This window comes from Streptomyces sp. bgisy100 (assembly GCF_057709105.1).
The window spans coordinates 1-24,807 of sequence record NZ_JBYITE010000020.1 but is presented as its reverse complement, the minus strand read 5'-3'; the positions used below and the strand labels follow the sequence as shown (position 1 = coordinate 24,807).

Genomic DNA, 24,807 nt, shown 5'->3' with positions numbered 1-24,807 from the left:
AGGTCGAGCCCGGCGACGGCCGAGGCCCCGGCGGGCTGCTCCGCCTCCGCAGGCCCCTCATCCTGCCCGTCCGGTTCCGCAGGCCCGTCCGATACCGCCGGCCGCTCCGCTTCCGCAGGCCGCTCCGGCTGCTCCGGCTGCTCCCTTTCCGGCGGTGCCGGCCGGGGGCGCTCCTCCCCCGGCTGCCGCGCCCCGGCGGGCCGCTCCACCGCCCGCGGCGACCCGGACGACCCGGAGTGCCGCGGTTCGGGCAGGGACACCTCGGGCAGCGACGCCCCGGGGCGGGACTGGGCGTCCTGGTGGGGCCCGTCCCGGTGGGGGGCCTCTTGGTGAGGCACGTCCCCGTGGGGGACGTCGTGGTGACGCACGTCCTGATGGGGAACGTCCTGGTGGGGAACGTCCTGGTGCGGCACATCGGGGTGACGAGGCTCAGGCTGCGGCTCCTGCCGCACCGCCCCCGGCGCCTGCCCCGCACCCGCCACGCCCGCGTCCCGCGCCGGCCCGGCCTGCTGCCCCGCGGGCTGCTCCGCGACGGGCTGCTGCGCCATGGACTCCTGCGCCCCGGACGCCTGCGCCCCGGGCTTCTGCGATTCGGACTCCTGCGGTTCGGGCAGCGACACCTCGCGGGCCCTGTCCTCGGTCATGCCTGCTCCTTCTGCCGGCTGTCCGGCCCGCCGGACGGGTCCACCGGGGGCTGGTCGAACTCGTCGGTGACGATCGGCTGCTCCCCGTCGCCGCCGGTCCAGCGGACCATGAGCGAGCCGAGCGCCTCCTCCTGGTCCAGGACGACCGCCCGTTCCCGGTAGAGCTCCAGGAGCGCCAGGAAGCGGGCCACGACGGTGAGGGTGTCGGGGGCGTCCGCGGTGAGCGCGCGGAAGCTCGCCTCGCCGAGCTCGCGCAGCCGGGCGATCATCACCTGGCCCTGCTCCCGGACGCTGACCAGGGGCGCGTGGATGTGGTCGACATACACCTGCGGCTTGGCCCTGGGCTGCATCGCCTTCACCGCGAGCTGCGCGAAGCCCTCGGCGCCGATGCTGATGACGACCTCGGGCAGCAGCTCCGCGTGGTGCGGTTCGAGACCGACGGTCCGCGGGTACCGCCGGGCCTCGGCGGTCATGCGCTCCTGGAAGATCTCCGCGATCTCCTTGTACGCGCGGTACTGCAGCAGCCGGGCGAACAGCAGGTCGCGGGCCTCCAGCAGGGCCAGGTCCGCTTCGTCCTCCACCTCCGCGGCGGGCAGCAGCCGAGCGGCCTTGAGGTCGAGCAGGGTGGCGGCGACGACCAGGAACTCGGTGGTCTGGTCGAGGTCCCAGTCCGGTCCCATGGCCCGGATGTGGGCCATGAACTCGTCCGTGACCTTGGAGAGCGCGACCTCGGTGACATCGAGCTTGTGCTTGGAGATCAGTTGCAGCAGGAGGTCGAAGGGCCCCTCGAAGTTGGCGAGCCGGACGGTGAACCGGCCCGTGGCCTCCTCGCCCCGGTCCTCCCCTTCGGAGCCCCGGGCCTCCCCTTCCGAAGCGCCACCGGCCGCCGCGCCGGGGCCCTCACCGGCCGCGTCCGCCGGAGCATCGGCCGGATCCGGAGCGCCGTCGGCACCGTCGGACACATCGGCCGGATCCGGAGCACCATCGGAACCGTCGAGCACATCGGGCGCATGCGGAGCGCCGCCTGCGCCGTCGGGCACATCGGCCGCATCCGGAGCGCCGCCTGCGCCACCGGGCCCGTCGGCAGCACCCCGGGGCGTATCGGCCGCGTCCCCCGGCCTGCCGTCGGGCACGCAGCCGCCCTCCGCTCCCGGGGAAGCGGGCTCCGCGGGGGACAGGACCGGCGCGGGCGCGGCTTCGGCATCCGGCGCGGGAGCGGTCTCGGCATCCGGGGCAGGCGCCGGAGCAGGCACGACGGCGTAAGCGGTGGCGGCCGGCTCCGCGGTGGACGGCTCCGTGGCGGACGGCTCCGCGGTGGACGGCTCCGTGGCGGACGGTGCCGTACCGGGGCCTCGGCCCAGGGCGCGGCGGGAAGCACGCGGCTTCGGCGCGGGTTCGTCGTTCGTCGGCATTGCGGTCCACGGTGCTGGAGGTCCCCGGCCGGAAGCCGGGCGCGGGTCCCCGGTGCCAGGGCTCGGCCCGCGACACCGCAGGCTATCCTCCCCGCCCTACCGGGTGGTGGACCGCAACCTGCTCAGCGCCCGCGCAGCCGGCGGACCAGGATGCTCGCGTCGCCGCGCGACTCCAGGTCGGCGAGGACGACCGCCACCGCCTCGCGGACGATCCGGCCGCGGTCCACGGCCAGCCCGTGTTCGCCGCGCAGCACCAGCCGGGCGTGTTCCAGATCCATGAGCTCCTCGGCGGAGACATAGACGGTGATCTTCTCGTCGTGGCGCTCCCGGCCACTGGGGCGGCGGTTCGCCGTACGGGCGCGCCGCCGGGGCTGGCCGCCGGCGGCGCCTCCCGGAGCGGGGGCGGTCCGGTCGGCCGGAGCCGCGGAGGCCGCCCGGCGGGCGGGGGCCGGAGCCTCCTGCCCGGGGCGGCCGGCCGGACGGGCGGTCTGCGCCGCACTCCGCCCGTCGGCCTTCCGGGGGTCCTCGTCCTGCTCGCGTCCGGAGTGCTCCGCGGTGTCCGGGCCCCCGGGCGCGTCGGCGCCCGCGCCGGATGCCGCTCGCCCCTCGCCCGACGGCGCCTGCGCCGTCGGGTCCGGCTCTCCGGCCGGAGCCGGTACACGGGGGGTCCCGGAGGACTCCCCGTGGCTGTGCTGGCGGGGGGAGGAAGGCTGCAGTGCCATCCCCCCGGTGGTGCGGAACAGTTCGTCGGCCCCCGGAAGACTCACTCGGCGTGGCACCGGGCGAGCACCTCCCTGGCGAGCTGGCGATATGCGGCGGCGCCCACGGAGTTGGAGGCGTACGTGGTGATGGGCTCGCCCGCGACCGTGGTCTCGGGGAAGCGGACGGTCCGGCCGATCACCGTGTGGTAGACGTGGTCGTCGAACGCCTCGACCACCCGCGCCAGGACCTCACGGCTGTGCACCGTACGGGAGTCGTACATGGTGGCGAGGATGCCGTCGAGCTCCAGCTCGGGGTTGAGCCGCTCCTGGACCTTCTCGATCGTCTCGGTCAGCAGCGCCACACCGCGGAGCGCGAAGAACTCGCACTCCAGGGGCACGATCACCTTGTGCGCCGCGGTGAGCGCGTTGACGGTGAGCAGACCCAGCGAGGGCTGACAGTCGATCACGATGAAGTCGTAGTCGGCCAGCAGCGGCTTCAACGCCCGCTGGAGGGTGGACTCGCGGGCCACCTCGCTGACCAACTGCACCTCGGCCGCTGACAAATCGATATTGCTGGGCAGCAGGTCCATGTTGGGGACGGCCGTCTTGAGGAGGACGTCGTCGGCCGACATGCCCCGCTCCATGAGCAGGTTGTAGACCGTCAGGTCCAGCTCCATCGGGTTGACTCCGAGCCCCACGGAGAGTGCACCCTGGGGGTCGAAGTCGACGAGCAGCACCCGGCGGCCGTACTCCGCGAGCGCGGCGCCCAGATTGATGGTCGAGGTCGTCTTGCCGACCCCGCCCTTCTGGTTGCACATCGCGATGATCTTGGCAGGGCCGTGGTCGTTCAGCGGGCCCGGGATCGGGAAGTACGGCAGGGGGCGGCCCGTCGGGCCGATGCGCTCCCGGCGCTGCCGGGCAGCGTCCGGGGCGAGCGTCGCCGCGTACTCCGGGTCGGGCTCGTACTCCGCGTCGGGGTCGTAGAAGTGCCCCTCGGGCAGGTCGTCGTAGTCGGCGAGACGTGTGGCGGGGTCTGTTCCGCCCTGGTCGCCGGCCATGGCGTTCACGTGATGGCCGTCCATGCTCTGGTGGGCTGTCGTGCTCTGGCGGGCTGCGAAGGTGTGGACAGCGACGGAGCCGACAGCCTCGAGCCCCGAGGGACCCTGGCCACGCGCAGCCATTCCTGGCTGACCACCCCCGGGAGTAAATGTCGACTCATTCACAAGTCGTCTTACCTCCTTGGATGTGACCAGGAAAATTTATCGATAGGTCAGCGTGACACCATGCCGACGGTTGGCGACTCTATGGCGTGTCGATGGTTCACAGCAACACAATCCACCGGACCCGGCGTCATGTGTCGGCATCCGAACCCCCCGATGTCAAGGGCGTATGGACCTCTCCCCGAACTTTTCCGACTGTGCGAATCGGTTAAAGGGTTACGTTCGAGGCGAGTTGACAGACGTTTTCGGGCATGCCGAACGCGTCCGGCCGGACCTTGAGCGACAAGGTCCGGCCCGACACGCGGTATTGGCGATGTTGACGGCGTCCCTTGACGCCGCCGGGTGGCGACTCAGCCGAGCAGCGTGCTCAGCTCGACGGACGGCAGCGCGTGCGCCTCGGCGACGGGGCCGTAAACGACCTGTCCGTCATGGGTGTTGAGGCCCTTGGCCAGCGCGGCGTCCCGGCGCAGCGCCTCCTGCCAGCCGCGGTTCGCCAGCTCGACGATGTACGGCAGCGTGGCGTTGGTCAGCGCGTGGGTGGAGGTGTTCGGCACCGCGCCCGGCATGTTGGCGACGCAGTAGAAGACCGAGTTGTGGACCTGGAAGGTCGGCTCGGCGTGCGTGGTGGGACGCGAGTCCTCGAAGCAGCCGCCCTGGTCGATCGCAATGTCGACAAGAACACTTCCGGGCTTCATCCGCGACACGAGCTCGTTGGTGACCAGCTTCGGGGCCTTGGCGCCCGGGATGAGCACCGCGCCGATGACGAGGTCGGCGTCGACGACCGCCCGCTCCAGCTCGTAGGCGTTGGAGACGATGGTCTGGATCTTCGTGCCGAAGATCTTGTCGGCCTCACGCAGCTTGTTGATGTCCTTGTCGAGCAGCGTGACGTGGAAGCCCATGCCGATGGCGATCTGCGCTGCGTTCCAGCCGGAGACACCGCCGCCGATGACGACGGCACGGCCGGAGTGCACGCCGGGGACACCGCCCGGCAGGACACCGCGGCCGCCGGCGAAGCGCATCAGGTGGTAGGCGCCGACCTGCGGGGCGATGCGGCCCGCGACCTCGGACATCGGGGCGAGCAGCGGCAGCGCGCGGGTGGCGGTCTCGACCGTCTCGTAGGCGATCGCGGTGGTGCCGGACTCGAGCAGCGCGTCGGTGCACTCGCGGGAGGCGGCGAGGTGCAGGTAGGTGAAGAGCGTCTGGTCCTTGCGGAGCCGGTGGTACTCCTCGGCGATCGGCTCCTTGACCTTCAGCAGCAGGTCGGCCGTGGCCCAGACCTCGTCGGCGGTGGGCAGGATGCCCGCGCCTGCGGCGACGTACTCCTCGTCCGGGATGGAGGAGCCAAGGCCGGCGCCCTGCTCCACGAAGACCTGGTGGCCGTTACGGACGAGCTCGAGCACGCCGGCCGGGGTGATGGCCACGCGGAACTCGTTGTTCTTGACCTCGCGGGGGATGCCGACCTTCACGTCGATCACGGTCCTTGAATGAGGGGATCAGGTACAAACCCCAGCATGCGACTGCATACCGGATGGCACCGCTCCTGTGGCGGCGCAACCAGTCTATTGAAGGATGTCTCGCTGTCTAGCCTTTCAAAGCATCAATCTCGCGTGGAACCGCCACGGATTTCGTAGGCGGTACCGGCGGTATCGCTTAGCAACCGATCGGCCGCGTCCCGTTGCAGCCGGGCGGCGGCCGGGTCACCGAGCCCTTCGAGGGTGCCGGCCGCCCGCAGCAGCAGGGCCGCCTGGAGCCGCTCGTCCCCGGCGCGCCGCGCCCAGGTCAGCGCCTCCTCGCAGGTGCGCAGGGCCTCCTCCGGCCGCCCCGCGCACTCCTGCACCCGGGCCATCTCGCCGAGGGCCCGGGCATGGCCCCGCGCGTCGTGCAGCCTGCGGTGCACCGCCGCGGCGGCCCGCCACTGGCGCAGCGCCTCGCCCCAGCGGCCGGCGTGGCCGTGCACGGCTGCGAGCCGCCCGTAGAGCCGCGCCTCCTCGGCCAGGTCGCCGCGGGAGAGCCACAGCGCGAGCGCCCGCCCGTACCAGTCCGCGGCCCGCGTCCAGTCCCCCAGCGCCTCGTACGTCCCGGCCAGCGACTCCAGGGCGCGGACGGTGAGCAGCGGGTCACCCGCCGCGCGGGCCGCCTCCAGAGCGCCGCGGTAGCGGTCCAGGGCGTCCCGGGACCGGCCCGCGGCCGTGTCGAGGTCGGCCAGGTTGAGCAGCGCCGCCGCCTGTTCCGGCCGCGACTCCCGCCGCTCGGCCACGGCCAGCACGAGCCGGTGCAGGGGATAGAGGTCGGGAGCGGCGCCCCGCTCGCCCCGGTGGGCGATCAGGGCCCGGGACAGGGCGGAGACCAACCGCCGCGCCTGGGTGAGGAATTCGCCGTCCGCCGCGGCCGACTCGGCGGCGGCCAGCAGGGCCGGGAACCGGGAGTCGAGCCATTCCCCGGCCACGGCGGGCGACGGGAAGCGCAGCTCCCGCGGCAGCGCCGCCAGCCGCTTCCGGGCGGGTGAGCCGGCCGGTTCGGTCACCGCCCGGCAGGACTGCAGCTGGCGTACGGTCCGCTCCAGCATCCGGGCCCGCGCCAGCTGGATCTCGGCCGGCTTCTCCTCCGTACCGAGCGCGGCCCGCAGCAGCGGGGCGAGAGCGCCCGGCACCCGGTACCGCGGCGGCAGGGGGCCGCTGTCCTCGGGCGGCCGCAGGAGCCCGTGGGCGGCGAAGCCCTCCAGCGCGGCCTGCGCGGCGGACGGTGAACTCCCGGCCAGGGCCGAGGCGATGTGCGCGTCGACGACGCCGGCGGGGGCGAGCGCCAGCAGGCGCAGCAGCCGGGCGGCGGACGGCGGCAGGGAGGCGTGGACCAGCTGGAAGGCCCGCGCCAGCGGCCAGGTCCCGGGGCCGGCCGGCACGGCGGATGCCGGCGGGAGGTCGCGCAGCCGCTGGATCGCGTCGGCGACCGAGGTGCGGGGCCGGGCGGCGAGCCAGCCGCCCACGAGCATCAGCGCCGCCGGCTGCCCCGCGCACTCCTCGACCAGGGCGTCGGCGGAGCGCGGATCGACGGTGATCCGCACCGGGCCGGTGTACCGGCCGAGGAGTGCGACCCCGCTGTGCGGGTCGAGTCCGCCCAGGGTGCAGGGCCGGACGTCGGGGACTCCGGTGAGCGGCCCCTCCGAGGTGGCCAGCACCAGGCAGTCCGGAGCGTCCGGGATCAGTTCGAGGAGTTCCTCCGGCTGTCGGACGTCGTCGAGGAGGAGCAGCGCCGCGCGGCCGGCGAGGGCGCTGCGCAGCGCCTCGGTCAGCTCGTCGTCCGGCGCTCCGGGGGCGGCGCTCACGTCCAGCGCCCCGAGCAGGTCGCGGGCGACGCGGCCGAGGGGCACCGGCCGCCCGTCCGGCGTGGTGAACCGGGCGCGCAGCACGCCGTCGGGGTACTCCGGAGCCGCGCGCCGGGCGAACTCCTCGGCGAGCGCGGTCCGTCCGGAACCGGGGCGGCCCGCGACGAGCAGCACCCGGGCCCGCGCGCCCTTGCGTCCGGAGAGGGTGTCCAGCCCGGTCCGGGCGATGTCGTCGCGCAGGGACTTCAGTTCGCGGGCGCGTCCGAGGAAGCCGGTGCCGGTGGTGTTCGCGGTGGTGGTGCGGGCCGGGGCGGCCGTTCTCGCGCGCCCGCCGGTGTCCACCGCCTGATCCGTCACGGGCGTGCTCCCTTCCCCTGCCGTCGGCGGGGAGACCCCGGCCTGCGCAGCCCGCCCCGGGTGCGGGCGGGAACTCCCCGAGCGTAGTTCACCCGGCACGGACGTCCGCACGGAGCGCGACAGGCCCACTGGCCGAAAATCACCGCATCGGATCATCCGCACGATGTGGTGCACCTCACGTCCGGGGCCGCTGCCCCAACGGCTGCGGCTCCCCCGACGACGGCCGGCCCCGCGGGATGCGGGGCCGGCAGCAGGTGGTGTTCAGGAATGCGCGGGGCACCGCGCGGACGGGCCGGGGCGCGACGGGGCCCGGCCGTCCCGCGGAGCTCCGGTCCGGGCCGGAACGCGAGGCGTCAGGCGCCGGCCGAGGCGTCGAAGGGCCGGGCCGGCCACGGGGCCTCCGCCGGGCGCAGCGCCTCGACGCCGTCCCCCGCGAGCGCCGCGGTGAGCGACAGAACGCCGACCACCAGGCAGTTGTTGTGCAGCTCACCGGCGAGGACGCCGCGCACCAGCTCCGGCAGCGGCACCCGGTCGATCTCCATGTCGGCCTCCTCCTCGGAGACCTCGAAGCGCTCGCCCTCGGCGTCGGTGAGACCGCGGGCGAGGAAGATCCGGACGGCCTCGTCGCAGCCGCCGGGCGTGGTGTAGACGTCCGTGAGGACCCGCCAGTCCTCGGCCTTGATGTGGACCTCTTCGTACAGCTCGCGCTGGGCGCCGTGCAGCGGGTTCTCGCCGGGCACGTCCAGCAGTCCGGCCGGGATCTCCCACAGCTTGTGGCGCACCGGGTGGCGGTACTGACGGAGGACGACCACCCGGTTGTCCTCGTCGAGCGCGAGGACCGCCACGGAGCCGGGGTGGACCTGGTAGTCACGGGTGACCGTACTGCCGTCCGGCATGACCACACGGTCCGTCCGGACGCTGGTCTTGTTGCCGGTGAAGGGGGTGGCGGTCTCCGTGACCGGCCACTCCGCGGCGATGTCGTGCAGGCGCTCGGTGTGCTCGCCCATGGGTGGATCGACCTCCGCAACGATGATGCCGGGGCCCGGGTCTCTGCGACGCCCGGACCCCGGCCACCACCGTATCGGTCAGCCCTTGGAGCTCTTCTTCAGCGCACCCTGCTGCCGCTCGACGGCCGCCTTCGCCAGGCCCGCGAAGAGCGGGTGCGGGCGGGTCGGGCGGGAGCGGAGCTCCGGGTGCGCCTGGGTGGCGACCAGGTAGGGGTGCGTCTCGCGCGGGTACTCGACGTACTCCACCAGCTTGTTGTCCGGGGAGGTGCCGGAGAAGAGCAGGCCGGTCTTCTCCAGCTCGGCGCGGTAGGAATTGTTGACCTCGTACCGGTGGCGGTGGCGCTCCTCCACGTACGGCTGGTCGCCGTAGACCTCGCGGACGATGGAGCCCTCGGCCAGCTTCGCCGGGTACATGCCGAGCCGCATGGTGCCGCCGAGGTCGCCCTCACCGGCGACGATGTCCAGCTGCTCGGCCATGGTGGAGATCACCGGGTGGGCGGTGGCCGGGTCGAACTCGGTGGAGTTGGCGTCCTCGATGCCGGCGATGTTGCGCGCCGCCTCGACGACGACGCACTGCAGGCCGAGGCAGAGGCCCAGCAGCGGGATCCTGTTCTCCCGGGCGTAGGTGATGGCCGACACCTTGCCGTCCACCCCGCGCTCGCCGAAGCCGCCGGGGATGCAGATCGCGTCGACGTCACCGAGCTGCTCCCGGGCGCCCGCCGGGGTCCGGCAGTCGTCGGAGGTGACCCACTTGATCTTCACTCGGGCGTTGTTGGCGAAGCCGCCCGCGCGCAGCGCCTCGGTGACCGAGAGGTAGGCGTCGGGGAGGTCGATGTACTTGCCGACCAGGGCGACGGTGACCTCGTGGTCGGGCTGGTGGACACGGCGCAGCAGGTCGTCCCACTGGGTCCAGTCGACGTCGCGGAACGGGAGGTCGATCCGGCGCACGACGTAGGCGTCCAGGCCCTCGGCGTGCAGCACCTTGGGAATGTCGTAGATCGACTTGGCGTCGATCGCGGCGACCACGGCGGCCTCGTCGACGTCGCACATCAGCGAGATCTTGCGCTTGATGGACTGCGGAACCTCACGGTCGGCGCGGAGCACGATCGCATCCGGCTGAATACCGATGTTGCGCAGGGCCGCCACCGAGTGCTGGGTGGGCTTGGTCTTCAGCTCGCCGGAGGGGCCGATGTACGGGAGCAGCGAGACGTGCACGAAGAAGACGTTGTCCCGGCCGACCTCGTGGCGGACCTGGCGGACGGCCTCCAGGAAGGGCAGCGACTCGATGTCGCCGACCGTGCCGCCGACCTCGGTGATGACGACGTCGACGTCCTCGGTGGCCAGCCGGCGGATGCGGTGCTTGATCTCGTTGGTGATGTGCGGGATGACCTGCACGGTGTCGCCCAGGTACTCGCCGCGCCGCTCCTTGGCGATGACGGAGGAGTAGACCTGGCCGGTGGTGACGTTGGCCGATCCGTCGAGGTCCACGTCGAGGAAGCGCTCGTAGTGGCCGATGTCGAGGTCCGTCTCGGCACCGTCGTTGGTGACGAAGACCTCGCCGTGCTGGAACGGGTTCATCGTGCCAGGATCGACATTGAGGTACGGGTCGAGCTTCTGCATCGTGACCCGCAGGCCCCGCGCCTTCAGCAGCGCACCCAGGCTGGAGGCCGTGAGCCCCTTGCCGAGCGAGGAGGCGACACCCCCGGTGACGAAGAGGTGCTTGGTCGTCATGGATTTGGGCGGCAGTGCCAAGAGGGGGCTCCCGTGGTCGCGTAGTGAGGTGCGGGCCGGCCCCTACCCTGTACGAAGAGTTTCGGAGGGGGTGCCGTCGCTGCGGTTCGGGGGTGCCGTCACCTCTGGTGAGGCCCACCGGTCCACGGGCTACCAGGGTATCAGCGACAGCAGGAGGCTGCTTCCGGCCATGCGTGGACCTCTTTCGTGCGGGCCGCTCACCGGGCTCGTCGGCGGGCACGGAGCCGCTGGTCACCCGTACGGCCCGGACGCCTTGCCCGGACGGCCACACGGATCGGTGCGGTGCGTCGTATCCTGCTCGGACACATCAGCGAGCACCGGCACGGCACGACCCCGCCCCGCCTCCCGGAACAGAGCTCGTCACATGTTCCCTTGACCGCAAGACGCCCTGAGGGGCGAACGAGGCCGTTCGACTGGAGATGCACGTGGCCGGGCGCATCGAGGATTACGCACTCATCGGCGATACGCAGACCGCCGCCCTGGTATGCCGGGACGGCACGGCCGACTGGCTGTGCCTCCCCCGGTTCGACTCCCATTCCATCTTCGCCGGGCTCCTCGGCACGGATGAGCACGGGTTCTGGCGGCTGGGCCCCGCGTATCCGGACGGCACCGAGCCGCCGGCCGCGGACCGCCGGCGCTACCGCGGTGATTCGCTGGTGCTCGAATCGGAGTGGGACACCCCGCGCGGCACGGTGCGAGTGATCGATTTCATGCCGCCCCGGGAGGGCGCCCCTCAGCTGATCCGGATCGTGGAGGGGGTCAGCGGGCGCGTGCCGATGCAGTCGGCGCTGCGGATGCGCTTCTCCTACGGCTGGGTGGTGCCGTGGGTGCACCGGGTGGACGGGCGCACCGTCGCCGTCGCCGGACCGGACTCGGTCTGGTACGACACGGCCGCCGAGACGCACGGCGAGGAGCTCACCACCTACTCGGACTTCACCATCTCGCCGGGTGAGCGGATGGCCTTCACGATCAGCTGGCAGGCCTCGCACAGGGAGCCGCCGCCGCTGCCCGAGCCGGAGGCGTCCCTGGAGGCGACCGAGGAGTTCTGGCAGGAGTGGGTGGCGCAGTGCACGTACCACGGCCCGTACCGGGACGCCGTGGTCCGCTCACTGATCACCCTGAAGGCGCTGACCTACGGGCCGACCGGCGGGATCGTGGCGGCGCCGACCACCTCGCTGCCGGAGGACATCGGCGGCTCACGGAACTGGGACTACCGGTTCACCTGGCTGCGGGACGCGGCGATCACCCTGTCGTCGCTGCTGCGCACCGGCTACCGCGAGGAGGCCCGCGCCTGGCGTGAGTGGCTGCTCCGCGCCGTCGCTGGCGACCCGGAGAACCTCCAGATCATGTACGGGATCGCGGGCGAGCGGGAGCTGGGCGAGACGGAGCTGTCCTGGCTGCCGGGATACGAGAACTCGCAGCCGGTCCGGGTCGGCAACGGCGCGGCGGGCCAGCTCCAGCTCGACGTCTACGGCGAGGTCACCGAGGCGCTGCACCTGGCGCACATGACGGGTCTGGCGCGCAACGACTACGCCTCGCTGCTCCAGCTGAAGCTCATCCGGTACCTGGAGGACCACTGGAACGAGCCGGACGAGGGCATCTGGGAGGTCCGCGGGCCGCGCCGGCACTTCGTCCACTCCAAGGTCATGGCCTGGGTGGCGGTGGACCGCACGGTGAAGCTGATCGAGTCCGGCGATGTGGACGGTCCGCTGGAGCGGTGGCGCGAGCTGCGCGACGAGATCCACCGCACCGTCTGCGAAAAGGGCTACGACAAGGAGCGCAACACCTTCACCCAGTACTACGGGTCGAAGGAGCTGGACGCCTCGCTGCTGCTCATTCCGCAGATGGGCTTCCTGCCGCCGGACGACAAGCGGGTCATCGGCACGATCGAGGCGATCCAGCGGGAGCTGGGCACCGAGGACGGCTTCGTGATGCGCTACCCGACGCAGGGGGAGACTCCGGGCGTCGACGGGCTGGAGGGGGACGAAGGCGCCTTCCTGGCCTGCTCGTTCTGGCTGGCGGACGACCTGGCGATGATCGGCCGGGTGGACGAGGCCCGGAAGCTGTTCGAGAAGCTGCTGTCGCTCCGCAACGACCTGGGACTGCTCGCGGAGGAGTGGGACCCGGTCCGGCAGCGGCAGGTGGGCAACTTCCCGCAGGCGTTCAGCCATGTCCCGCTGATCGACACCGCGCTGCGGCTGACCGCTTCGGGTGCGTACGGGGGCTGACGGCCCGGGAATGCACGGGCCGACGGCCCATGTCCGGGCTGACGGGCATGCTGACGGCGGCTCCTCGCGGCATCGGCCGCGGGGAGCCGCCGTCGTCGTGGGCGGCATGCTGCTGCCTCCCGCGGCGGGTGCCGATGCCGTGGGGGCGGGGTGCTGCTTCCCGCCCGGGAGCCGGGGGGGGGTTGCCGTCCGGGAGCCGGCAGCAGTTGCCGTCCGGGAGCCAGGGGCCGTTGCCGTCCGGGAGCGGGACAGCCGCCAGGTTGGGGACGATCGCCGTCAAGGGGGCGAACCGGCCGCCCCGGAGCACCGGCGCCTCGGGCCGACGGGCGCCCGTCGGCCCGGGATGTGCACGTCATCCCCGCCCCGGGTAGCGTCCGCCTCATGGAAGCGCAGGCCGGGATCACCGTGCGGCGCGCTCTCGAGCTGCCCGCCCTCCGGCGCGGGCTCCCCGAGGTCGTCGCCTCCGAGGAGCAGCTGGACCGGCCGGTCCGGTGGGTGCACGCGGGCGAGGTGCCCGACATCGCCTCCCTCCTCAAGGGCGGGGAGCTGCTGCTCACCACCGGCCTGGGGCTGGGGACCCGCCCCGCCGACCAGCGCGGATTCGTCCGCACCCTCGCCGACCGGGGCATCGCGGCGCTCGTCGTGGAGCTGGGCGGCAGCTTCACGGAGCTGCCCGGAGCACTGCTGGAGGCGGCCCGGTCCTGCGATCTGCCGCTGGTGCAGCTGCACCGCCGGGTGCCGTTCGTGACGGTGACCGAGGAGATCCACACCGAGATCGTCAACGGCCACTACGCCCTGCTGCGCAGCGCGGAGGAGGTCCACCGGCGCTGCACCGACCTGCTGTTGCGCGGCGGCGGGGCACCGGAGGTGCTGCGGCTGCTGGCCGGCTTCACCGGCAACCCGGTCTTCCTGGAGACCCCGGAGGGCCAACTGCTCTACGCCGCCGGGCAGGGCGGGGCCGCGGAACCGGTGGAGGTGTGGGACGGGCTGCGCGCCAAGCGTGCCTCCCGGGCCGGGGAGCCGCCCGCGGGCGGCGTGACCGTGGACATCCCGGGCGGCGGTGCGGGGCCCGGTTCCGTACGGGCCCGGCTGGTGATCCTGCCGGTGGAGGGCCCGTTGGCGCCAGTGCACCGGATCGCCGCGGAGCGCACCGCCGGGCTGCTGGCGGTCGTGCTGATGCAGGCCCGGCAGGAGGAGGAGCTGGCGGCCCGCGGCCGGGGCGACTTCCTGACCGACCTCGCCGAGGGGCGGATCGCCGCCGAGGACGCCCACGCCCGGGCCCGGGTCCTGGGTTTCCGCCCGGCCGACGGACTGCTGCTCCCCGTGGTGATGCGGCTGCCCGCCGAGCTGATCCCGCCCGGTGACTGGGCGGTCCTGGTGCGGGCGGTGCAGGAGGAGCTGACGACGGTCGGGCTGCCGGTGCTGATGGGCGTGCGACCGGTGGAGGGCCGGGTTCCGCTGCTGCTGGGGCTGCGCTCGGAGTCGGAGCGGTCGGCCGCCGCCGACCGGGTCGCGGCGGCGCTGCGGGCCGGGGTCGAACGGGCCGGACTGGAGCGGGCCGGAGTCCAGTCGCCCGCGGTGGTCGTGGGCGTCGCCGGGGACTGGACGGGTGCGGGCCCCGGCCTGCGGCACGCCGCGGAGGCCGCGACCGCCGCCCAGGGCCTGCCGTCCCGCCCCTGGTACGACGCTCGCCGGCTGGACATCGACCTGCTGTTGTGGCGGCTGCGGGAGCACCCCGATCTCGCCGCGTTCGTGGACCGGGCCATCGGCCCCCTGCTGGTCCACGACCGTACGGCCCGGCCCCCGCTGCTGCCGACGCTGGAGGCCTATCTCGCGCACGCGGGCCGCAAGGCGGAGACCGCCCGCGAGCTGCACCTCAACCGGCAGACGCTGTACGACCGGCTGGCCCGGATCTCCCAGCTGCTGGCCACGAACCTGGACGATCCGCAGGCCGTGCTCGCACTGAACCTGGCGCTCCAGGCCCGCCGCCATACGACGTGAGCCCCTGCCCCGATCCTCGGCCCCGAGCTGTGGGCCCGGACTGCAGGCCCGAGCTGCAGGCCCGAACTGCAGGCCCGAGCCTCTGCCCCCGACCCGGGCCTGCCCCGGGCCTGATGCCTGCCTCGGGGCGCAAGCCGGGCGGACCGACGGGCACCGGAGTGCCGCGTTCCGCCCGTCCGGACTCACCACTGCTCCTGCGCCGACCGGTTGGGGAGGGCCGACCGGTCTTGCTCCGACGACTTCAGGACAGGCCGACCCGTCTTGCTCCGACGACTTCGGGACGGGCCGACCGTTCCTCTCCCCACGCGTTCGCGATGCCGACCGTTCATCTCCCGGCGCGTCCCGGAGACGGCACCCCGGTCACCGCCCCGCGAGTTCGTCGTACACGCTGAGGACTTGGGCCACAGTCTCGTCCTCGGTCGGCCAGGTGCCGGCCTGGGCCCGGCCGGCCGCCGAGAGCCGGGCGCGGCGCCCGGGGTCGGCGAGCAGCCGGGCGACGGTCGCCGACAGCGTCTCCGCGTCGCCGTAGGGGACCAGTTCCGCGGCGTCCCCCACCAGTTCCGGGATGCCACCGACCGCCGTCGCCACCAACGGCACTCCGGCGCGCAGCGCTTCCTGCGCGAGCACGGCGCGCGCCTCCCAGCGGCTCGGCAGCACCGCGACATCGGCCGCGGCCAGCAGCTCCGGTACGTCGTCATGGCGGCCCAGCAGCCGTACCGGCAGGCTCTCGGCGTCGATCCGCCGCTGGAGCAAGGGGCGTTCGGGCCCCTCCCCCGCCAGTACCACCAGCGGCTGGGGATCGAGATCGCGCCAGCCGCGAGCGGCGTCGAGCAACAGCGAGTGACCCTGCCGGGGTTCGAGCCGGCCGACGGCGAGCAGCACCGGACGGTCCACCGCCCCGAGTTCGGCACGCGCCTTGTTGCGCCGCAGCTCGGCGTCCGCGCCGCCCGCATCGGGCACGCGGGACCGAGGCGCGGAGACAGGGGTGAGCCGGGCGTCGCGCGCTCCCCGCCGTCGGGCCCGGTCGACCAGGCCCGACGAGGTGCCGAGGACGACCGCCGCGGCCCGCACCGCCCGGCGTTCCATCAGCCGTACCACCTGGGCGCGAGCCCCCTCGGCCGATCCCCGGGTGTGCCAGGTGACGACGAGCGGGGTGCGGCGGCCGCCGAGCGCCAGGGCGGCGCGCACCGCGGCCCGCAGCCCGTGCGCGTGCACGACGTCGGCCTGCCCGCAGACGGCCCGCAGCACGGCGACCGTAGCGGGGTCGGTGCGGGCCGCCACGGGCCCGAACTGGGCACCGGCGCCGGTGAAGTCGTAGGCCCGCTCGGCGGCGCGCGGGGCGCACACCGTCACGCGGACACCGCGCGCGACCAACCCGGCGGTCAGCGAGCGCACATGCGCGCCGTTGCCCGAGCTGCCGCGCCCCAGCACCTGGACGGCGTGCAACGGCGACTTCCCGGGCGGTGGGGCCGGTGTGCTGCTCACGCGGGTGGAGCTCCTGGATAGGGGCCGGGGGACGGTGGGGCGACAACTGCGCGCCCCAGGATGCCAGTCCGACGGGACGGCAAGGCACCGATGTTCGGCACTTTCGGTGTCCGTGGCTGCCCACACCCGGCCACCCTCACCCGATCGAGTGACGGACGCCTGTCCTATCCGAGGGGTGCCTCTATCCGAGGGGTGCGTCTATCCGCGGGGTGCGCCCGTCGGCCGTACCGGGGTGGCGCCGCGGGAGAACGCGGCGGCCGTCTCCCGACGGCGGCCGAGAGCGTCCCAGGCGCGCAGCACGGCGTGCTCGCGCCAGGCCGAACCGCTGCCCACCACATCACCGGCCACGGCCGCGGCGACCACGGCGGCAGCGCGCACCACCAGTCCGGTCCGGCCGGCGCCCGCGGCAACGGCCAGTCCGAGCCCGGCGCCGAGGGCGTGCGCGCCCGCGTCCCCGAGCATGGTCCGCTCGCCGAGATCGTCCCCGAGGACGGCGGCCCCGGCGCCCAGCGGTGCCGCCGACAGCACTCCGGCCGCGCCCCCGCACAGCAGCCCCGGCGCCCCCGCGGCCAGCACGGCCTTCGCGGCCCGGCCGGGCCGCACGTCCAGCAGGTTGACCAGATGGGCGGTGCCCGCGATGACGACACCGGCGAGCAGCTTGTCGGCGGCGCGCTCCTTGAGCAGCGCACCGGCGGCCAGCCCGGCCGCCCCGATGCCGAAGAGCTTCACGCTGCCCGTGGTGATCTCGCCCTCCTTGAGGGCGGTGAGATGGGCCCGGAAACCACGGCGGCGGTCGCCCCGGCCCACCATGTCGTCGTACAGGCCGCAGGCCCCCGCCCCGAGGACGGCGAGCGCGGCGGCGCCCCGGGCGCGGCCCGGCAGCGCCGACGCGGTCACCGCGGCCAGCACGGTGCCCACCGTCACGGCCGGGCCGGCGTAGAGGTCGACGACACGGCCGGAGTGGTTGCGCCGCTCCCAGAGCGCGGCCTCGCCCGGCGGCTTGCGCCGTAGCCCCGCCTGCGCCACCCGGGCGGCCCCCACCGCGGCGAACAGAGCGGCCACCCGCCCTTCTCCGCTGCCCCGCTGCGCCATCGCGTGTGCTCCCCTCGCTGCCGAATCGCCCGTCACCCTACGCGTTGGGCTGCGAGGTTCGGCGCGGCGGTCCCCTGCGCAGAGGCCGACCAGGAGGGGCCGACGAGGAGAGGCGCGGGACGAGGACCGAAGGCAAGGGTCGACCGGGAGAGGCACAGGGCGACGGCCGAAGGTCGGCGTGGACGCAACGGCGGGCACCGCCGGGCGAGGACCGACGGCCCCCGCCCGCCGTCGTCCACGCCGACCGCGCGGAACAACCCGGCGGCCGGGCACGCCGTTGCGCACGGACACCTCGGGGCCCGGCCCGGCCACGTTCAGGACCGGCTCACAGCCCGGCTCGCGCCGCCTCCAGGAGCTCCTCCGCGTGAGCGCGGGCCAGCTGCGAGTCCTCCTGGCCGGCGAGCATCCGGGACAGCTCGCGCACCCGGTCCTCGCCCTCCATGGCCTGCACGCCGCTGCGCGTCACCGAGCCGTCGTTGGTCTTCTCCACCACCAGGTGCCGGTCGGCGAAGGCCGCGACCTGCGGCAGGTGAGTGACCACCACGACCTGGGCGGACTTGGCGAGCCGGGCGAGGCGCCGGCCGACCTCCACCGCCGCCTTGCCGCCCACGCCTGCGTCGACCTCGTCGAAGAGATAGGTCGGCACCGGGGCGGAGCCCGCGAAGACGACCTCCACCGCGAGCATCACCCGGGACAGCTCACCGCCCGAGGCGCCCTTGGCGATGGGCCGGGGCTGGGCACCGGGGTGCGGCGCGAGCAGCAGCTCGACGTCGTCGGCACCGGCCGGCCCGAAGGCCACCGTCCGGCCGCCGACCTCGATCCCCTCCGGGTCCTCGGTCTGCCGGATGTCGATGGTCACCCGGGCGTGCGGCATGGCGAGTTCGGCCAGCTCCGCGGTGACCGCATCGGCGAATCGCTGCGCCGCCTCCGTGCGGGCGTCGGTCAGGCCCTGTGCCAGTCCGGCGAGTTCGGCCCGCAGCGCGTCGTGCTCGGCCGTCAGTTCGCCGATCCGGTCGTCGTCGCCGTCCAGCTCCGCGAGCCGGGCGGCGCTCTGCTCGGACCAGGCCAGCACGGCCCCGATGTCCTCCCCGTACTTCCGGGTCAGCTGGGTGAGAACGGCGCGCCGCTCCTCCACCGCGGCCAGCCGCAGCGGATCGGCGTCGAGATCGTCGGCGTATCCGGCCAGCTCGCCCGCCACATCGCCGAGCAGGATGCCGATCTCGCCGATCCGGTCGGACAGTCCGGCCAGCGCCGGGTCGTGCGCCCGTACGGCCTCCAGGGCCCGGTGCGCGCCCGCGACCAGGGTCGCGGCGTCCACGCCCTCCGGGTCCTCCGGGTCGCCGGCGAGTGCGCGGTGGCCCGCGGTCGCGGCGGAGGCCAGGGCCTCGGCGTGGCCGAGCCGCTCGGCCTCGGCCGCCAGGTCGGTGTCCTCACCGGGCTGGGGTTCCGCGGCGGCGATCTCCTCCAGCCCGAAGCGCAGCAGATCGGCCTCCTGGGCGCGCTCGCGGGCGCGGGTGGTCAGCTCGTCGAGCTGGACCGCCACCGCGCGCAGCCGCCGGTGGGCAGCGGTGTACTTGTCCAGGGGCGCGGAGACCGCGGCACCGGCGTACCGGTCGAGGGCCTGCCGCTGCCGCGCGGGGCGCAGCAGCCCCTGCTGGTCGGTCTGGCCGTGCACCGCGACGAGGTCGTCGGCGAGCTCGCCGAGCAGCCCCACCGGTACGGACCGCCCGCCCAGATGCGCCCGGGAGCGTCCCTCGGCCGAGACGGTCCGGCTGATGAGCAACGCGCCGTCGTCCAGCTCGGCGCCCGCTTCCCCGGCGCGCACCGCTGCCGGGGCGTCGGGGGGCACCTGGATGCGTCCCTCGACCACCGCCGACTTGGCACCGATCCGCACGAGGGCGGCGTCGGCACGGCCGCCGAGCAGCAGACCGAGACTGGTGACGACCATGGTCTTGCCCGCGCCGGTCTCACCGGTCACCGCCGTGAAGCCGGGTGACAGCTCGACGACGGCGTCGTCGATGACCCCGAGCGACCGTATCCGCATCTCCTCCAACACGGACACGACCTTACGAGGTTCCGCCGGGGCCGCGCGACGTGCTCCCCCGTGTCACCTCGGGGATGCCCGCCTCCACCACCCCTCTGACGTGCCCGGGAGCGCCCGCCGGCCCTCTCCCGGGGAAAGCGGCCGGCCCGAGGCCGGCACGGCCGGCCCCTCTTCCGGGTGATGGTGCGGGAGGGCCGGATGTCCGGGAAGCGCCCGAAGCGCCCCGAAGGTCACCGGTACCCGCCCCGTCGAAGAAGCCCCTCCGAAGAATCCCCCTCCGGACCAGCGCCGCTGAGAACCGCCGCTCGAACGCCGACCGGTCGGCTCCCCGGTCCCCGCGACCCCGGACACCCGCGGCCGTCCCGTCCGGAGCCGGCCCCCGGCCGTCACCCGGGGAGCCGCTCCGCGGCCGTCACTGCGGCGCGCCCCGCCAGCCGGCCACCGGCAGCGCGAACTTGGCGACCAGCCGGTCCGTGAACGACGCGTGGTGCAGCCGGGCGAGCCGTACGGGCACCGCGCCGCGCCGCACCTCCACCCGGGCTCCCGCGGGGAGTTCGACGGTGCGCCGCCCGTCGCACCACAGCACCCCGTGCGGGGTCTGCGGCTGCACCTCGACCGCGAGCACCGAGTCGGGCGCGGTGAGCAGCGGCTTGGCGAACAGCGCGTGGGCGCTGATCGGGACCATGAGCAGGGCCTCGACCTCCGGCCACACCACCGGGCCGCCCGCCGAGAAGGCGTAGGCGGTGGAGCCGGTTGGCGTGGCGCAGACGACGCCGTCACCGCCGAAGCGCGACACCGGACGGTTGTCGACCTCGGTGACGACCTCGATCACCCGCTCGCGCGCGGCCTTCTCCACCGACGCCTCGTTCAGCGCCCAGTCACGGTGCACGATCTGCCCGTTGTTGCGGACGAGCACATCGATGGTCATGCGCTCCTCGACCTCGTAGTGGCGGGTGACGACCCGGTCCACCACCTTGTCGAGATCGTCCCGCTCGGCCTCCGCGAGGAAGCCGACCCGGCCGAGGTTCACCCCGAGCAGCGGCACTCCCGAGGCGCGCGCGAACTCGGCGCCCCGCAGCAGCGTTCCGTCGCCGCCCAGCACCACCAGGAGCTCACAGCCCCTCAGGACGTCCTCCGACGCCTCCACCAGCTCCACTTGGGAAGGCAGCGGCAGGTCCGCCGCCTCCTCCGCGAGGACCCGCACACCGATGCCGCAGCGCAGCAGGCCCTGAACCACCAGTTCCGCGCTCCGCACGGCGGCCGGCCGGCCGGTGTGGGCGAGCAGGAAGACGGTGCGATCTGTCGTGGTCAATGCGGCCCCTCCGCCACTGCACGTTCGACGTCGGCCGGATCCAGTGCGGGAGCCCCGGCGCGCAGCCAAAGAAAGTATTCGACATTGCCGGACGGTCCCGGCAGCGGGCTCGCGGTGACGCCCAGGACACCGAGGCCCAGGTCAGCGGCGCGACCGGCCACGGTGCGCACGGCTTCGGCACGCAGTTCGGGGCTCCGGACGACTCCGCCGCTGCCGAGTCGCTCCTTCCCCACCTCGAACTGCGGCTTGACCATCAGCACGAGGTCCGCATCGGGTGCGGCGCAGCGGACGAGTGCGGGCAGCACCAGGCCGAGCGGGATAAAGGAGAGGTCGCCGACGACCAGGTCGACGGGCTCGCCGTCGATGTGTTCCAGTTCCAATTCACGTACGTTCGTACGGTCCTTGACCGTCACCCGTTCATCACTCTGCAACGACCAGGCGAGCTGGCCGTAGCCGACGTCGACGGCGACGACCTGCCGGGCGCCGCTCCGCAGCAGCACATCGGTGAAGCCACCGGTCGAGGCGCCGGCGTCGAGGGCCCGGCGGCCGTCGACCTTCAGCCCGTTCGGCGTGAAGGCGGCCAGCGCCCCGGCGAGCTTGTGCCCGCCGCGCGACACGTAGTCCGGGTCGCCGTCGTCCTCGGTCACGACGACGGCCGCGCTGGTCTCCACCTGTGTGGCCGCCTTGGTCGCGGTGGTCCCGCCGACGGTCACCCGGCCCGCGGCGATCAGCTGGCTCGCGTGCTCCCGCGAGCGGGCCAGCTTGCGGCGCACCAGCTCCGCGTCGAGTCGGCGTCGTGCCACGTCCGGTTCGCTCCTTCCGAGCGGTGTTCCGAGCGGGGGAACCGCAGGGAACGGGCTGCATTCACATCGATGGATCCACGGGGACACCCGGGCCGCCGTGCCTCCGGGGTGGGCCGGCGCACAGCGAGGGGCCCGGTCGCCGGCCGGACCGGCCGACGGCCGGGTTCACGGCTCAGCGGCCGGGCGGACGGTCTCCCGGCTGCTGCGCGGGCCGCGGCTCCCCCGGCCCGGTGTCGAGCGAGGTGAGCGCGGAGCGCAGCTCCCGGTGCACATCCTCGTACACCGCGATGTGGCCGTCCGCCGGGAGGTGGTCGACATCGGCCAGGCGCTCCAGCTGCGCGTCGACCTCGGCACGGCCCGTGGGGGTACGGCTGACACCGAGCGGCAGCGGCTCGTCCTCCGGTCCCGGCTCCGTGCCGGGCATCGGCTCAGTCATGACCCCGACGCTACCCCGAACCGGTCCTTCTTCGGAGAACGAGGCCCTGGGGTACCGTCGTCCACGATGAGCACCCTCGAGGAGTGCCGCAGCGCACTCGACCGGCTGTCGGAGAATCTCGGCCGCGCCGACGGCGACCTGCGCAGCGCCGCTGCCCTGGACCGCTCGCTGAGCTGCCGGATCACCGACCTGGACATCACCTTTCTGGGGCGGCTCGCGCAGAGCCGCATCCAGGAAGTGACCACGGTGCCGGGCCCGCCGCCGGAGCGTGCGCAGATCCGGCTCGCCATGGCGAGTGACGATCTGGTGGCCCTGGTGGACGGCCGGCTGAACTTCGCCAAGGCGTGGGGCAGCGGCCGGATCAGGTTCGAGGCGGGGCTGCGCGACCTGCTGCGCCTGCGCTCCCTGCTGTAGTCCGTCCGGGCGCGCCGGCGGACGGGGCGCGCCGGCCCCCGTCCGAAGCGGTCACGGGCGACGCCGCAACCGGAGTGCCCGTCACCCCCCGCGCGCCGGACAGGTCACCCACCTGACGCGCCCGGCACGGCACGGGAAAGCGCCGAACCGTACCGGCCGCCCCGCCCGGGGTCAGAGCCCCAGCCGGGCCAGGGCCTTCTCGGTGTCCACGGCGGTCTCGCCGTCCCCGGCCTCGGTCCACACCGCGGCGCACAGCGCCCGCAGACCGTCGACCCCCTCGCCGTCCCCGTCGAGCTCGGCGGCGCCGTCCCGTACGGACGCGGTCCAGCCGCCGCACCGGAAGCCGTCCGCCCCCGCCGCCACCTCGGGCTGCGGCGTCAGCAGCCCCCGCAGGTCGGCGGCCACATAGGTCGGCCGGTGCCGCGGGGGCGCGGCCACCAGGTGGGCCGCGTCCGTCACCCCGGTGAGAACCAGCAGCGAGTCCACCCCACCCGCGTACGCGCCCTCGATGTCGGTGTCGAGCCGGTCGCCGACCACCAGCGGACGCTCGGCGCCCGTCCGCAGCACCGTCTCGCGGTGCATCGGCGGCAGCGGCTTGCCCGCGACCTGCGGCCGCTTGCCGGTGGCGATCCGTACCGCCTCCACCAGGGCACCGTTGCCGGGCGCGGTGCCGCGGGCGGTGGGGATGGTGAGGTCGGTGTTCGAAGCGAACCAGGGCAGGCCGCGCGCCACCGCGTACGCGGCCTCGGCGATCTGCTGCCACCCCAGCGACGGGTCGAAGCCCTGGACCACGGCCCGCGGCTCGTCCTCCAGCGAGTCCACCGGCTCCAGACCCCGCTCGCGCAGCGCCACCCGGAGCCCCTCCCCGCCGATGGTCAGCACCCGGGCGCCCGCGGGCAGCTGATCGGCGATCAGCCGTGCCACGGCCTGGGCCGAGGTGATCACGTCACCGGTGCCGGCGGGCACGCCCAGCCGCGTCAGATGCTCGGCGACGGCCTCCGGCGTGCGGGAGGCGTTGTTGGTCACGTAGGCCAGGTGCATGCCGCCGGACCGCGCCGCCGCCAGGGAGTCGACCGCGTGACCGATCGCGGCGCCCCCGGCGTAGACCACACCGTCCAGATCGAGCAGCGCCGTGTCGTACGCCTCGCTCAGCGGCCGTCCGGAGGCCTCGGTCCGGGTCCGGACGGGGGCGTGCCGTGCCATGGTGTCTCGTTCCTCGCTCGCTGCCATCCCCCGATCATCCCGCATCGTGCACGGACGCATAACATGCATCAATGACCACACCTGGGCACGCACGCGACGGCTTGCGGCTGTCGCCCTTCCGAGGTCTGCGCTATGTCCCCGAACGGGTCGGCAGCCTCGCAGCGGTGACCTCACCGCCGTACGACGTCGTGGTCCGGCCGGACGGCCTGCGCCACCTCGAGACCGCGGACCCGCACAACATCGTCCGGCTGATCCTGCCGCAGTCCGACTCCCCGGCCGCCCGGCACCGGCAGGCCGCGGACACCCTGCACCGCTGGCTGGCGGAGGGCGTCCTGCGGGCGGACCCGGAACCGGCGCTGTACGTCTACGAGCAGCGCGACAACGCCGGACTGCTGCAGCGCGGCCTGATCGGTACCCTCCGGCTCAGCCCGCCCGAGGACGGCGTCGTCCTGCCGCACGAGGACGTGATGCCGGACATCGTCGAGGACCGGGCCGCGCTGATGCGCGAGACGGCGGCCCATCTGGAGCCGCTGCTCCTCTCCTACCGCAGCAACGGCGACGTGGACGGGGCGGCCGCCGTCATCGAGCGCACGGTCCGGCGGGAGCCGCTGCTCGCCACCACCACGGAGGACGGTTTCAGCCATCGTCTGTGGTCGGTGACCGATCCCGCGGAGCTCGCCGAGATCGACCGGGGTCTCGCCCGCCACCAGGCCCTGATCGCCGACGGCCACCACCGCTGGGCGACGTATCTGCGGCTGCGGGACGAGCGGACGGTGCCCGGCCCCTGGGATTCCGGCCTGGTGCTCCTGGTGGACACCGCCCGCTATCCGCTGCGTGTGAGGGCCATCCACCGGCTGCTGCACAAGCTGCCGGTGCAGGACGCCGTCGCGGCCCTCGGGGACGCGTTCCGGGTCCGGACGGTGGCGGGCCCCCTCCCCCAGGCCCTCGACGAGCTGGCAGCCGCCTCGGAAGCGGGCGGCAACGCCTTTCTCCTCGCGGGCGGGGCGGGTTTCCACCTGGTCGACCGGCCGGATCCGGAGCTGCTGGACACCACCGTCCCGACCGGCCGCCCGCAGGCGTGGCGCACGCTGGACGCGACCGTTCTGCACTCCGTCCTGCTGGAGCGGATCTGGCAGATACCGGACGGTCCGGAGCACATCGGGTACATCCACGACGCGTCGGCCGCGGTCGAGCAGGCGGAACGGCACGGGGGCACGGCCGTGCTCATGCACCCGGTGCAGGAGGACGTCGTCCGGGAGCTGGCCCAGCAGGGCGTCACGATGCCCCGGAAGTCGACGTCGTTCGGCCCCAAGCCGGCCACGGGACTGGTGCTGCGCAGCCTCGAACTGGGCTGATCGGAACGCGTCAGCAGCG

18 protein-coding genes are annotated in these 24,807 nt (G+C 74.1%); 4 read left to right on the top strand and 14 right to left on the bottom strand.

The window, feature by feature from the left end; translation table 11 throughout:
- Positions 1–640: 640 nt before the first annotated feature.
- The 7 genes from AC3EQ1_RS15820 to pyrG all read right to left on the bottom strand — a co-directional run bounded on the left by AC3EQ1_RS15820 (position 641) and on the right by pyrG (position 10,409).
- Positions 641–2,056 (bottom strand): segregation and condensation protein A, encoded by a 1,416-nt coding sequence (locus AC3EQ1_RS15820; protein WP_432094943.1) that lies wholly within the window; start codon positions 2,054–2,056, stop codon positions 641–643.
- Between the two features lie 122 nt (positions 2,057–2,178).
- Complete coding sequence (locus AC3EQ1_RS15815; RefSeq protein ID WP_432094942.1) at positions 2,179–2,778, bottom strand: hypothetical protein; 600 nt, start codon at positions 2,776–2,778, stop codon at positions 2,179–2,181.
- A 41-nt stretch (positions 2,779–2,819) separates the two neighbouring features.
- The gene (locus AC3EQ1_RS15810) at positions 2,820–3,938 is read right to left on the bottom strand and encodes a ParA family protein (RefSeq protein WP_432094941.1); all 1,119 of its coding nucleotides are present in this window, start codon (positions 3,936–3,938) and stop codon (positions 2,820–2,822) included.
- A 389-nt stretch (positions 3,939–4,327) separates the two neighbouring features.
- Complete coding sequence (gene ald, locus AC3EQ1_RS15805; RefSeq protein WP_432095007.1) at positions 4,328–5,443, bottom strand: alanine dehydrogenase; 1,116 nt, start codon at positions 5,441–5,443, stop codon at positions 4,328–4,330.
- Between the two features lie 131 nt (positions 5,444–5,574).
- On the bottom strand, positions 5,575–7,656 hold the full coding sequence (locus AC3EQ1_RS15800) for a tetratricopeptide repeat protein (RefSeq protein ID WP_432094940.1): 2,082 nt from the start codon (positions 7,654–7,656) through the stop codon (positions 5,575–5,577).
- A 353-nt stretch (positions 7,657–8,009) separates the two neighbouring features.
- Complete coding sequence (locus AC3EQ1_RS15795; RefSeq protein ID WP_432094939.1) at positions 8,010–8,663, bottom strand: NUDIX domain-containing protein; 654 nt, start codon at positions 8,661–8,663, stop codon at positions 8,010–8,012.
- A 78-nt stretch (positions 8,664–8,741) separates the two neighbouring features.
- Positions 8,742–10,409: a CTP synthase gene (gene pyrG, locus AC3EQ1_RS15790; protein WP_432095006.1), complete on the bottom strand. Its 1,668-nt coding sequence runs from the start codon at positions 10,407–10,409 to the stop codon at positions 8,742–8,744.
- A gap of 425 nt (positions 10,410–10,834) precedes the next feature.
- Here pyrG and AC3EQ1_RS15785 point away from each other — a divergent pair, with 425 nt between their 5' ends.
- Both AC3EQ1_RS15785 and AC3EQ1_RS15780 read left to right on the top strand, forming a co-directional pair.
- Positions 10,835–12,643 (top strand): glycoside hydrolase family 15 protein, encoded by a 1,809-nt coding sequence (locus tag AC3EQ1_RS15785; protein WP_388849202.1) that lies wholly within the window; start codon positions 10,835–10,837, stop codon positions 12,641–12,643.
- A 381-nt stretch (positions 12,644–13,024) separates the two neighbouring features.
- Complete coding sequence (locus AC3EQ1_RS15780) at positions 13,025–14,644, top strand: PucR family transcriptional regulator (RefSeq protein WP_432094938.1); 1,620 nt, start codon at positions 13,025–13,027, stop codon at positions 14,642–14,644.
- A 360-nt stretch (positions 14,645–15,004) separates the two neighbouring features.
- On the opposite strand, the gene AC3EQ1_RS15775 is transcribed toward AC3EQ1_RS15780, so the two are convergent.
- The 6 genes from AC3EQ1_RS15775 to AC3EQ1_RS15750 all read right to left on the bottom strand — a co-directional run bounded on the left by AC3EQ1_RS15775 (position 15,005) and on the right by AC3EQ1_RS15750 (position 21,816).
- The gene (locus tag AC3EQ1_RS15775; RefSeq protein WP_432094937.1) at positions 15,005–16,129 is read right to left on the bottom strand and encodes a glycosyltransferase family 4 protein; all 1,125 of its coding nucleotides are present in this window, start codon (positions 16,127–16,129) and stop codon (positions 15,005–15,007) included.
- A 198-nt stretch (positions 16,130–16,327) separates the two neighbouring features.
- The gene (locus AC3EQ1_RS15770) at positions 16,328–17,221 is read right to left on the bottom strand and encodes a hypothetical protein (RefSeq protein ID WP_432094936.1); all 894 of its coding nucleotides are present in this window, start codon (positions 17,219–17,221) and stop codon (positions 16,328–16,330) included.
- 325 nt (positions 17,222–17,546) lie between these two features.
- The gene (recN, locus tag AC3EQ1_RS15765; RefSeq protein ID WP_432095005.1) at positions 17,547–19,265 is read right to left on the bottom strand and encodes a DNA repair protein RecN; all 1,719 of its coding nucleotides are present in this window, start codon (positions 19,263–19,265) and stop codon (positions 17,547–17,549) included.
- Positions 19,266–19,677: 412 nt separating this feature from the next.
- Positions 19,678–20,577, bottom strand: a complete 900-nt coding sequence (locus tag AC3EQ1_RS15760) for an NAD kinase (protein WP_432094935.1) — start codon at positions 20,575–20,577, stop codon at positions 19,678–19,680.
- Positions 20,574–21,380: a TlyA family RNA methyltransferase gene (locus tag AC3EQ1_RS15755; RefSeq protein WP_432094934.1), complete on the bottom strand. Its 807-nt coding sequence runs from the start codon at positions 21,378–21,380 to the stop codon at positions 20,574–20,576. The genes AC3EQ1_RS15760 and AC3EQ1_RS15755 overlap by 4 nt, the downstream gene beginning before the upstream one ends.
- A gap of 172 nt (positions 21,381–21,552) precedes the next feature.
- Positions 21,553–21,816, bottom strand: coding sequence for a hypothetical protein (locus tag AC3EQ1_RS15750; RefSeq protein ID WP_432094933.1), 264 nt, complete (start codon positions 21,814–21,816; stop codon positions 21,553–21,555).
- 66 nt (positions 21,817–21,882) lie between these two features.
- Here AC3EQ1_RS15750 and AC3EQ1_RS15745 point away from each other — a divergent pair, with 66 nt between their 5' ends.
- Positions 21,883–22,230, top strand: a complete 348-nt coding sequence (locus AC3EQ1_RS15745; protein ID WP_432094932.1) for a sterol-binding protein — start codon at positions 21,883–21,885, stop codon at positions 22,228–22,230.
- A 171-nt stretch (positions 22,231–22,401) separates the two neighbouring features.
- Here the strand turns inward: AC3EQ1_RS15745 and AC3EQ1_RS15740 are convergent, their stop codons facing one another.
- Positions 22,402–23,433, bottom strand: coding sequence for an HAD-IIA family hydrolase (locus AC3EQ1_RS15740; protein WP_432095004.1), 1,032 nt, complete (start codon positions 23,431–23,433; stop codon positions 22,402–22,404).
- Between the two features lie 71 nt (positions 23,434–23,504).
- Here AC3EQ1_RS15740 and AC3EQ1_RS15735 point away from each other — a divergent pair, with 71 nt between their 5' ends.
- On the top strand, positions 23,505–24,788 hold the full coding sequence (locus AC3EQ1_RS15735) for a DUF1015 domain-containing protein (protein ID WP_432094931.1): 1,284 nt from the start codon (positions 23,505–23,507) through the stop codon (positions 24,786–24,788).
- Positions 24,789–24,807 lie beyond the last annotated feature (19 nt).

Excerpts from the sequence above, each read along its gene's own strand:
- AC3EQ1_RS15770 (WP_432094936.1), bottom strand. The coding sequence starts at position 17,221 with ATGGCGCAGCGGGGCAGCGGAGAAGGGCGGGTGGCCGCTCTGTTCGCC.
- AC3EQ1_RS15820 (WP_432094943.1), bottom strand. The coding sequence starts at position 2,056 with ATGCCGACGAACGACGAACCCGCGCCGAAGCCGCGTGCTTCCCGCCGC.
- AC3EQ1_RS15780 (WP_432094938.1), top strand. The coding sequence starts at position 13,025 with ATGGAAGCGCAGGCCGGGATCACCGTGCGGCGCGCTCTCGAGCTGCCC.
- AC3EQ1_RS15810 (WP_432094941.1), bottom strand. The coding sequence starts at position 3,938 with ATGGCTGCGCGTGGCCAGGGTCCCTCGGGGCTCGAGGCTGTCGGCTCC.
- recN (WP_432095005.1), bottom strand. The coding sequence starts at position 19,265 with ATGCGGATACGGTCGCTCGGGGTCATCGACGACGCCGTCGTCGAGCTG.
- AC3EQ1_RS15785 (WP_388849202.1), top strand. The coding sequence starts at position 10,835 with ATGCACGTGGCCGGGCGCATCGAGGATTACGCACTCATCGGCGATACG.
- AC3EQ1_RS15750 (WP_432094933.1), bottom strand. The coding sequence starts at position 21,816 with ATGACTGAGCCGATGCCCGGCACGGAGCCGGGACCGGAGGACGAGCCG.
- AC3EQ1_RS15745 (WP_432094932.1), top strand. The coding sequence starts at position 21,883 with ATGAGCACCCTCGAGGAGTGCCGCAGCGCACTCGACCGGCTGTCGGAG.
- AC3EQ1_RS15795 (WP_432094939.1), bottom strand. The coding sequence starts at position 8,663 with ATGGGCGAGCACACCGAGCGCCTGCACGACATCGCCGCGGAGTGGCCG.
- AC3EQ1_RS15735 (WP_432094931.1), top strand. The coding sequence starts at position 23,505 with ATGACCACACCTGGGCACGCACGCGACGGCTTGCGGCTGTCGCCCTTC.
- AC3EQ1_RS15815 (WP_432094942.1), bottom strand. The coding sequence starts at position 2,778 with ATGGCACTGCAGCCTTCCTCCCCCCGCCAGCACAGCCACGGGGAGTCC.
- AC3EQ1_RS15740 (WP_432095004.1), bottom strand. The coding sequence starts at position 23,433 with ATGGCACGGCACGCCCCCGTCCGGACCCGGACCGAGGCCTCCGGACGG.